Source organism: Mannheimia sp. (assembly GCF_056854775.1).
Map to the genome: position 1 here is coordinate 1 of NZ_JBXGGI010000061.1, position 10,358 is coordinate 10,358.

The following is a 10,358-nucleotide window of genomic DNA, read 5'->3' on the forward strand; positions in this document are numbered from 1 at the left end:
ATTAAGCATTCGCTAAAATCACGGCCTGATTCGGTGCCGGGTAGCCCTCAATGGTTTTGGTGTGATCATTTGGATCTAAGAAATCCACCAAACTCTCATTTTCTAACCAATCCGTCTTACGCTGTTCTTCAAGAGTCGTGATTGCCTCGTCCACACAACGCACATTTTTAAAGCCCACTTTTTCCAGCCAATTAATCAGCGCTGGCACAGAAGGAATGAAGTAAACATTTTTCATTTTTGCATAGCGATCTGCCGGTACGAGAACATCATTCACATCACCATCAATCACTAAAGTTTCCAGCACCAATTCTCCCCCTTTTACAAGCTGAGCTTTAAGCTGTGAAAGATGATCAAGTGGTGATTTGCGGTGATATAACACGCCCATTGAAAATACGGTGTCAAAAGCGGCAAGAGGTTGCATTTGTTCGATCCCGAGTGGAATGAGGTTTGCCCGTCTATCATTGCCGAGTAGTTTTCTTACCGCTTCAAATTGGCAGAGGAAAAGTTCGGTTGGGTCAATGCCGACGACCATTTTTGCCCCCTCGCCCACCATTCGCCACATATGATAACCGCTGCCGCAGCCCACATCTAAGATGGTTCTTCCCTCCAATGGAGATAGATGAGGGAGTACACGATCCCATTTAAAATCAGAACGCCATTCGGTATCAATATGGATACCATGCAAGTGGTATGGACCTTTACGCCACGGCATTAGCTGTTTTAAGTGATGGGTAATTTGCTTGATTTCGCCCTCAGATAACGGCTGCATTGGAATAGATTCCACCTTATCTTTTAGGTTGATACAAGCGGTCGAATTTGGCAAAAAATCTGCAATTTTTGCCCATTTAGTATAATCAGCGTGGGTGGATTTTTCCCACTGTTTGAGCTGTAATGGCAGGGTTTCTAGCCAAGCAGAAAGCGGTGTGGTGGCAATTTGTTGATAAAAAGGGCGGAAGTCGATCATTGGAATTAAACTTGTTGTTAGAAAAATCCCTCTTTCCTTTTAATGGGAAAGAGGGGAGATAAATTATCTTGCAATCGGATTTACTTTCGCTTTTTGCACTTTGCGGTAAGCATTGAGTAATTTCTGATGAGCGATCATATTTTCTAGCGTTTCATCAGAAGCGGTTAAACCGTTAAACGGATTACCCCCTTGCACGGCATTCCAGGCAAATTCTACCGCCTCAACACCATACATTTTCTCAAATACGGAACGGTATTGAGCCGGCTCACGATTTTCATCAAGGAATAACTCAATGGTGCTGATTAAGCAGCGGTAGTAATTGTTGCGTTCTGCGGTGAACACGCTGGCGTTCATATTTGCTGTCCAGTTTGCCCAATCCAACGCTTGCTCTAAGTTGCCGAGAGCCAAGTGAAGCATTGATTTCAGCTCGCCGATACGCAAGGTTTGCATTGCTGAACCCTTTTCAGCAACCACACCGATAAACTCACGCACACGGGTTAAATCATCAATGCTTTGTTCGTCTAACTCATCCAGTAATTCTTGATAAGTTTCGGCATCGTGATGGAAATGTGGCAAATCTAACAAGATTTCACGCCAATCCATACCCATATTGTTGTTAGCGTAAATTAAGTCATCGCTTGGGTAAATATTCGACATTCCCGGAGCTAAGATACGACAAGCGTATACGCCTAAATGCTCGTAATCCATAATATAAACAGGCTGATTATGCTTATTGAAAATCGAGATCATATTATTGAATTCTTGCTCGGTAGTGCCTGAGAAATCCCAATGCACAAACGGATAATCTGCATCACGTTTGAAAAGATCCCACGAAATTAGACCGCTTGAATCAATAAAATGGGTTTCCATATTAGCGTGATCTGCCACATCATCATTATTGAAAGATGGTGGAGCAAACACATCTAAATTTTTTAAGCTACGACCTTGTAGAAGCTCGGTTACGGTACGCTCAAAGGCAACTTGGAAATTCGGATGAGCTCCGAAAGAAGCAAAACAAGTGCCGTTTTGTAGATTGAGTAAAATCACACAAATAACCGGGAATTCACCGCCTAATGAAGCGTCATAACAAAGGATCGGGAAGCCTTCTTGCTCTAGTTTTTCGATAGAAGCTTTGATTGTCGGGTATCCATCAATCACCGATTGTGGAATTTCAGGCAAGCTGATTGCTTCAGTGATAATACGGTGTTTCACGAAACGCTCGAATACTTCCGATAAACCTTGTACACGAGCTTCGTTTTTTGTGTTACCTGCCGACATACCGTTTGACACAAATAAGTTGCCAATAATGCTTTGCGGAATATAAACCGTTTGATTATCCGATTGGCGAACATAAGGCAATGTTACGATACCACGATCGTAATTTCCTGATTGCAAATCAACCAATAATTCCGGAGTAAGTTCGCCATTCGGATCGAAATATTCCCAAAGGAAATCGTCCATCATTTCCGGTGGCGGCACATCTTCATCTTCAATCGGGAACCATTTTTCAGTTGGGTAGTGCACAAAATCACTATTCGCAATTTCTTGACCTAAATAGAAATCCGCCCAGAAATAGTTAGTGGATAAACGCTCAAAATACTCGCCCAATGCAGACGCCAAAGCTGCTTTTTTACTTGCCCCTTTACCATTTGAGAAACATTGTGGACAGTCCGCATCACGAATATGCACCGACCACACATTCGGCACAGGGTTTAACCAAGACGCTTCTTCAATGTTAAAACCAAGGGTTTTTAATTTATGTTGAAAGGTAGAAATACTGTCTTCAAGTGCAGCATCTTTACCGGTAATAAAAGTTTGTTCAGTCATCATTTTTCTCTTGTTAAAAATTTGTGGTAGAAAATAGCAAAATTTAGGAAAAATTGCAAAAAAACTCATAAAAATAACCGCTTGTAGAGTATTTACTTTTTCGAGTAAGTAAGAAATTGAGTGATTTAATTTTTTTCTTAAAAGCAAAGTGATACACTTATTACAATTTAATTTTATAGCTAGAGATAAACGATGAGTGGAACAGAATTATTAGTCAATGTAACCCCGAGTGAGACAAGGGTAGCATTGGTTGAAAACGGCTTACTAAAAGAACTCCACATTGAACGTGAGGCAAAACGTGGCATTGTGGGAAATATTTACAAAGGGCGTGTAACTCGAGTATTGCCCGGAATGCAATCTGCTTTTGTGGATATTGGTTTAGAAAAAGCGGCTTTTTTGCACGCCTCCGATATTGTTTCTCACACGGAATGTGTTGATGAAAATGAGAAAAAACAATTTGTGGTAAAAGATATTGCTGAGTTGGTTCGTGAAGGGCAAGATATTGTTGTTCAAGTCGTTAAAGATCCGATTGGTACAAAAGGAGCGAGACTGACTACGGATATTACCTTGCCGTCTCGCTATTTGGTTTTTATGCCTGAAAATAGCCACGTTGGGGTTTCACAACGTATTGAAAGTGAGGCAGAACGTGAGCGTTTAAAAGCATTGGTTGAGCCTTATTGCGATGAATTAGGCGGATTTATTGTTCGTACAGCAGCGGAAGAAGCAAGCGAAGAAAGTTTAAAGCAAGATGTGGCATTTCTAAAACGCTTATGGCGTAAAGTGTTGGAGCGTAAGACGAAGTATCCTGCTAAATCAATGCTTTATGGTGAGTTGGCGTTGGCTCAACGTGTATTGAGAGATTTTATCGGTACGCATATTAACGCAGTTTGGATCGATTCCAAAATTACCTGCGAGCAAGTTAAAGAGTTTTTAACCGAGTTTATGCCGGAACTGACGAATTCCGTGAGTTTATACACCGGAGCAAAAACCTTATTTGATGCTTATGGTGTAGAAGAGTCTATTCAGAAAGCACTTAATAAACGGGTAAACCTAAAATCAGGCGGTTATCTGATTATTGAACAAACAGAGGCGATGACAACGATTGACATCAATACAGGAGCGTTTGTCGGACATAGAAATCTCGCTCACACCATTTTCAATACGAATATTGAAGCCACGCAGGCAATTGCACATCAGCTTCAATTGCGTAATTTAGGTGGCATCATCATTATCGATTTTATTGATATGCAAGAGGAAGAACACCGCAATTTGGTATTGCAGTCATTACAAGACGCATTAAAAGGTGATAGAGTAAAAACCAATGTCAATGGTTTTACCCAGCTTGGTTTGGTTGAAATGACGCGTAAACGTACGCGTGAAAGTTTAGAACGTATTCTTTGCTGTGATTGCCCTGAATGTCAAGGACGAGGTACGGTGAAAACAGTTGAAACAGTTTGTTATGAAATTATGCGTGAAATTGTGCGAGTTCATCATTTATTCAAAGCAGAAAAAATGCACGTTTATGCTTCTAAAGAGGTGGCGGATTACTTAATTAATGAAGAAAGCCACGCACTATTAGCGGAACTGCAAGCCTTTATCGGATCAAAAATTGAGATAAAAGTTGAGCCGTATTATCATCAAGAACAGTTTGATGTTGTTGTGATGTGATTGATTAGAGGATTTAAGCTATTTAGCCTTAATCCTCTTTTTTTGCAAAATTTATCGAAAATATGACCGCTTGTTTCCTACCAAAATTGCCTAAAATAACGTATAATCGCTTAGTTTTATTTATCCAAATTTTGAAATCTAAGGTAATTCAATGTCTGAAGTAGAAAATCAAGAATTAGATCTTAATGGGGAAATGTTAGCCCGCCGTGAAAAATTGACTAAAATTCGTGAGCAGGGTAATGCTTTCCCAAATACTTTCCGCCGTGATGCGTTAGCAAAAGATTTACATAGTCAATATGATGAAGTAGAAGGCGAAGCATTAAAAGAACAAAATATTCAAGTGAAAGTTGCCGGTCGTATTATGCTAAAACGTGTAATGGGTAAAGCCTCTTTCTTTACTATTCAAGATGTTAGCGGTGCAATTCAGCTTTATGTTGCTCGTGATAACTTGGCTGAAAGCATTTACGAAGAGAAAGTGAGCCTTTGGGACTTAGGCGATATTATTGGTGTTGAAGGAACGCTATTTAAAACTAAAACAGGTGAATTAACCGTTCGTTGTTCAGAAGTACAACTTTTAACCAAAGCATTACGTCCGTTACCGGATAAACATCACGGTTTAACGGATTTAGAAACTCGCTATCGTCAGCGTTATTTGGATTTAATTTCTAACGAAGAATCACGCCGTACCTTTATGATTCGTTCACAGGTAGTTTCGGGCATTCGTAAATTCTTTTTAGATAGAGATTTTATCGAAGTTGAAACGCCAATGTTGCAAGTAATTCCAGGCGGTGCAGCAGCAAAACCGTTTGTAACGCACCACAATGCGTTAGATGTGGATATGTATTTGCGTATCGCCCCTGAGCTTTATTTAAAACGCTTAGTAGTGGGTGGTTTTGAGCGAGTATTTGAATTAAACCGTAACTTCCGTAACGAGGGGGTTTCTGTTCGCCACAATCCTGAATTTACAATGATTGAATATTACCAAGCCTATGCGGACTACCACGATTTAATGGACAACACCGAAGAATTATTACGCAAATTGGCGTTAGATATTTTAGGTACAACCGATGTACCTTACGGTGAATATGTGTTCGATTTCGGCAAACCGTTTGAGCGTATCACAATGCACGATGCGATTGTGAAATATGGCAATGGCATTAAGCGTGAAGATTTAGACAGCTTTGAAAAATCAGTTGAAATTGCAAAAGGTTTAGGTATTGAAATTCAAAAATCCTGGGGCTTAGGTTCTGTTGTGAATGCAATTTTTGAAGAAGTAGCAGAGCACCAGTTAATTCAGCCGACTTTCTTAATGGCTCACCCAGCGGAAATTTCGCCACTTGCTCGCCGTAATGATGAAAACCCTGAAGTAACGGATCGTTTTGAATTATTTATTGGTGGTCGTGAAATCGGTAACGGTTTCTCAGAATTAAATGATGCGGAAGACCAAGCAGAACGTTTTGATGCTCAAGTAGCCGCAAAAGATGCAGGTGATGATGAAGCGATGTTTAAAGATGAAGACTTTATCGTGGCGTTAGAACACGGTTTACCACCAACCGCAGGTGAAGGCTTAGGGATTGACCGCCTGGCAATGATTTTTGCTAATGCACCATCAATCCGTGATGTGATTTTATTCCCTGCAATGCGTCAGAAATAATTTCTAAAAATAATAAATAAGCCCCACTAGGAAATTCCTTAGTGGGGCTTTGCTATTTAGACTAATCGATTTTTATTGATGTCATACTTAGCGATCCGCCGACCAGTTCATCATTAAAGAAAGTAATTTCTTCATTCTCTTCTTGTTGAGCAACAACATAAAGCAATGGCAAGTAATGCTCTGGTGTGGGAATTGAAAGCTCTGCTGCTTGTCCGAATTGTTGGGTTTCGATAATTGCATCATAGTTGCCGTCCACAATCGCCTGATTGATATATTCACGGAAGGCAAATGCCCAATCATACCCAGCTCCAATCTGTTCCATATGTTGCCAGCTAATTGCCCGTAAATTATGTACAATGTTACCACTGCCGATAATCAGCACGCCTTGTTCACGCAATGGTTTTAATTTTTGGGCTAATTCAAAATGCCATTTCGCCGGCTGGTTGCGGTGAATACTCAGCTGAATGACGGGGATATCTGCTTCTGGGTAAAGGTGTTTCAGTACAGACCACATTCCGTGATCGTAACCACGTGTTGGGTTGAGTTCCGCTTGTTCCGGCAGTAAAAGCTGCTGAATATGTTCAGCTAACTCAGGGCAGCCTTGAGCAGGGTAAGTTACTTGGCTCAACTCTTCAGGGAAACCGTGGAAATCGTAAATTAATTCGGGATTTTGACCGCTTGTAATCTGTAATTTTACTGCTATACCAATGAGCGGAAATCATTAAAATCGCTTTTGGTTTTTCAAAGGTTTTGGTGATCTGTTTGAAGCCTAGATTAAACGGGTTTTGAGCATCGAGTGTGTTCATCGGGTTGCCGTGCCCGACAAAGAGGGCTGGTAATTTTTTCATCTTATTTCTCCATTTATTTAGTCGAGTACAGTATAAATAGAGCAAATAAAGAGAAAAAGATGCAAAAAAGCAAAAGATTATTTCTGATGGGGAAATAATAAGAAATACAAGCGGTTAAATTTTTCTTAAAAAATGCAAATTTACTTTTCCAGCCCTTTTTTAATCATCGGCTCGAAGAAATCATAATCAACCAGAAAGGCATCGTGTCCGAAATCAGAGTGGAACTCGTGAAAATCCAAATTCACCCCGGCTTGTTCTAATTTCTGTTTGCTTTTATACACATCAACTTGTTTGAATAGCTGATCGCTGGTTACTGCTACAAAAACATAATTGGCTTTAATGCGTTTTAACGCAGCTTCTTCATTTTCATAGCCAAGTGCGGGGTCATACAAATCTAAGGCTCTTAATAAGCGAAGGTAAGTATTGGCATCAAATCGACCTAAAAATTTTGTGCCTTGATAGCTTAAGTAAGATTCTACTTGAAAATGATCACCCCAAATTTGCCCTTGCTGTTTGGTTTCCCGCCCGAAAGCTTTAGCCAGCTGAATATCCGTGCGGTAAGTCAGCATTCCTAACATTCGGGCAATTTTTAAGCCATTATCGGGTGCGATGCCATCATAATAATCTCCACCGTTGAAATGTGGGTCATTAATAATCGCCTGACGCATAACGTGGTTAAAACCAATCGCTTCCGCACTTAAAGTAAGTGAAGAACAAAGGTTGATAATATTACGTACCTGATCCGGGTAGCTAATGCCCCATTGCGTGGCTTGCATTCCACCAAAAGAGCCACCAATGACAGCGTGGAGAATTGGAATTTCTAAGTAATCAATTAAGGCTTTTTGTACATTAACAATATCTTGAACCGTAATAATCGGGAATTGGCTACCGTAAGGTTTATTTGTTTGTGGATCAATTGAAGAAGGACCTGTTGTGCCTTTACAACCACCTAAAACATTACTACAAATAAAGAAATATTTTTCGGTATCAAAGGCTAAGCCTTTGCCGATAAAATCCTGCCACCAGCCTTTCTCGGTTGCAGAATCGTAATAAGGCTCGGCATCGCCGGTTAAGGCGTGGCAGATCAACACAGCATTGCTTTTATCTGCATTTAATTCGCCGTAAGTTTGGTAAGCCACTGTGATAGGGGAAAGTTCGCCACCTAGTGAAAGGGGCAATGGCGTTTCCTCAAAAAGTGTAATGTGCTGAGCCATAGAATCCTTATTTGCAAAAAATTATGCTTTTTTAACCGCTTGTAATTGTAATAATATGGTTAAATTAACGGTGTTGTTGTCAATTGTCAAGAAATTTTAGCCGTCTAAACGTCTAGATTTTTAAACGGCTAAATTTTTTAGGTTTTAGGTGTGATAAATAGAGCTTAGGGCTTAACAAACACACTAAAATAGAATAAATTGATTGAACAATCAGACAACTTCGTTTGTCTTTAATATACTCATTATTTGAGTAATAAGAATAAATAAGTGATTTTTGGAAGTCGAAATTTAAGGGGCTAGGTCATTGCCGTTTTTTCATCAAATTAAGCAATTTGGCATAAAAATACTGAAAGTGATTGTGATCTTACACTTAATAGGAATTGCAACCCTATTAATTGTGGATTCAATAACGAGTTATGCTGTGCGGGATAAAGTCTATAGTGAGATTAACGATCTGCCTCATAGAGATTATGCCGTAGTGCTCGGTACAGCGAAATTTTACTCAAAAAATGTGATCAATGAATATTACAAATATCGTTTAGAAGCAGCAAAGCAATTAGTGAAAAGTGAAAAAGTAAATAAACTTTTAGTTAGTGGTGATAATAAAACCCCTTATTATAATGAGCCTAAAACGATGACCAATGATTTGCTGAAAATGGGCATACCTCAGCTACAAATTAAGCAAGATTATGCGGGCTATACTACTTTTGATTCAATTATAAGAGCGACAGAGGTTTATAAATTACCGCCGTTTACGATTGTCTCACAGAAGTTTCATTGTGAAAGAGCATTATTTATTGCGAAATTTAAAAATATTGATGCGATTTGTTATGCAGCGAAATATCCTGAAGGGGCTTATCAAGTAAGGTTAAGAGAGATTTTGGCTAGAACGGCAATGCTATTTAATTTGTTAATAGGTAAAATGCCTGAAACGTTGGAAGATATTCCATCTAAATAAAATAGCCAGTTTCAATCACTGGCTATTTTTTTATAAAATAATGGTTTTGTTTTTATAAACAAAGATCTTATCAGCAAGTACTAATTCTAATGCTTGACTGAGAACGGTTTTTTCTACATCCCGCCCGGCACGCATCATAGCCTCGGCAGTATAGGTGTGATCCACGTTGATCACATTTTGCATAATAATCGGACCTTCATCTAATTCATCATTTACAAAATGAGCCGTTGCACCAATAATTTTTACACCACGTTCGTAAGCTCGTTGATATGGCTTCGCACCAATAAATGCAGGTAAGAAAGAGTGGTGTATATTCACAACACGATTTGGGTAACGTGCTACAAATTCGGGATTAAGCACGCGCATATATTTAGCTAGTACAATATAATCCGGGGCGTATTCGTCAATTTTATCGGCTAATAATTTATCGTGTTCAACACGTGTTAGATTTTCGTGGCTAACTAAGTGGAATGGTACATCAAAGCGTTCAACTAACTCTCTTAATGTATCGTGGTTACCAATTACAGCAGCAATTTCTACATCTAAACCACCGTAATAGTTTTTCATTAATAAATCACCTAAACAGTGAGCTTCTTTGGTTACTAAAATAACAATACGCTTTCTCTGTTTTGGTAATAATTTATAAATAGAACCTTCGGGTAAAGTAAATTCTAGATCGGCTAGTAATGTTTTATCGTTAAAAATACCGTTTAACTCAGTACGCATAAAAAAGCGTTTCGTTTCGTTGTCCACAAATTCCGAGTTTTTAATAATATTTAATTGGTGTTTGTAACAAATATTGGTGATTTTAGCGACTAATCCTGTATCATCAGGGCATTCTGTTAATAAAATTTTATGCTCAAGCATTTGATATCCTATTTATAAAAATAAGAGAACTCAATTAGAGTTCTCTCATATCTAATCTTTATTAAATAATAAATTAAATAGCAAAATCTTCTAATTTTTTGCCTTTATCAAGTGCTTCTTGCAATGCCTTTGGTGTTCTGCCTTGACCTGTCCACGTTTTTTCATTACCTTCAGCATCAACAAATTTATATTTGGCAGGGCGAGGAGCAGCCAGTTTGCGTGCTTTAGGGACTTTACGACCTTTAATCACTTTATCTGCTAATAATTGAGCTAATTCATCAATAGAAAGTCCATCTTGTTTTAACATTTCGGCGTATTTATTTAAGCTTTCTAATTGTTTTGCTTTTTCTTGCTCTTC

10 protein-coding genes are annotated in these 10,358 nt (G+C 38.9%); 3 read left to right on the forward strand and 7 right to left on the reverse strand.

What is annotated here, in order from left to right:
• Position 1: 1 nt before the first annotated feature.
• Entirely contained in the window at positions 2-964 is a 963-nt protein-coding gene (gene cmoB / locus ACJHV0_RS04805) for a tRNA 5-methoxyuridine(34)/uridine 5-oxyacetic acid(34) synthase CmoB (RefSeq protein ID WP_483133534.1), read from the reverse strand.
• Between the two features lie 63 nt (positions 965-1,027).
• Positions 1,028-2,791: a 30S ribosomal protein S12 methylthiotransferase accessory factor YcaO gene (gene ycaO / locus ACJHV0_RS04810; protein ID WP_483133535.1), complete on the reverse strand. Its 1,764-nt coding sequence runs from the start codon at positions 2,789-2,791 to the stop codon at positions 1,028-1,030.
• A gap of 192 nt (positions 2,792-2,983) precedes the next feature.
• Here ycaO and rng point away from each other — a divergent pair, with 192 nt between their 5' ends.
• Positions 2,984-4,459, forward strand: a complete 1,476-nt coding sequence (rng, locus tag ACJHV0_RS04815) for a ribonuclease G (protein ID WP_283385989.1) — start codon at positions 2,984-2,986, stop codon at positions 4,457-4,459.
• A 151-nt stretch (positions 4,460-4,610) separates the two neighbouring features.
• Complete coding sequence (lysS, locus tag ACJHV0_RS04820; RefSeq protein ID WP_025235849.1) at positions 4,611-6,113, forward strand: lysine--tRNA ligase; 1,503 nt, start codon at positions 4,611-4,613, stop codon at positions 6,111-6,113.
• A gap of 61 nt (positions 6,114-6,174) precedes the next feature.
• Here the strand turns inward: lysS and ACJHV0_RS04825 are convergent, their stop codons facing one another.
• From ACJHV0_RS04825 to metX, 3 genes are all read right to left on the reverse strand, one after another.
• The gene (locus ACJHV0_RS04825) at positions 6,175-6,741 is read right to left on the reverse strand and encodes a dioxygenase family protein (protein ID WP_483133536.1); all 567 of its coding nucleotides are present in this window, start codon (positions 6,739-6,741) and stop codon (positions 6,175-6,177) included.
• Between the two features lie 4 nt (positions 6,742-6,745).
• Positions 6,746-6,961, reverse strand: coding sequence for a hypothetical protein (locus ACJHV0_RS04830; protein WP_483133537.1), 216 nt, complete (start codon positions 6,959-6,961; stop codon positions 6,746-6,748).
• Positions 6,962-7,101: 140 nt separating this feature from the next.
• Positions 7,102-8,175: a homoserine O-acetyltransferase MetX gene (gene metX, locus ACJHV0_RS04835; RefSeq protein WP_283385988.1), complete on the reverse strand. Its 1,074-nt coding sequence runs from the start codon at positions 8,173-8,175 to the stop codon at positions 7,102-7,104.
• A gap of 343 nt (positions 8,176-8,518) precedes the next feature.
• Here metX and ACJHV0_RS04840 point away from each other — a divergent pair, with 343 nt between their 5' ends.
• On the forward strand, positions 8,519-9,133 hold the full coding sequence (locus ACJHV0_RS04840; RefSeq protein WP_428981752.1) for a SanA/YdcF family protein: 615 nt from the start codon (positions 8,519-8,521) through the stop codon (positions 9,131-9,133).
• 30 nt (positions 9,134-9,163) lie between these two features.
• Here the strand turns inward: ACJHV0_RS04840 and purU are convergent, their stop codons facing one another.
• Positions 9,164-10,000, reverse strand: coding sequence for a formyltetrahydrofolate deformylase (purU, locus tag ACJHV0_RS04845; RefSeq protein WP_283385986.1), 837 nt, complete (start codon positions 9,998-10,000; stop codon positions 9,164-9,166).
• Positions 10,001-10,073: 73 nt separating this feature from the next.
• Positions 10,074-10,358, reverse strand: a 285-nt coding sequence (locus ACJHV0_RS04850) for an H-NS family nucleoid-associated regulatory protein (RefSeq protein WP_483133538.1), incomplete at its 5' end; no start/stop codon positions are given.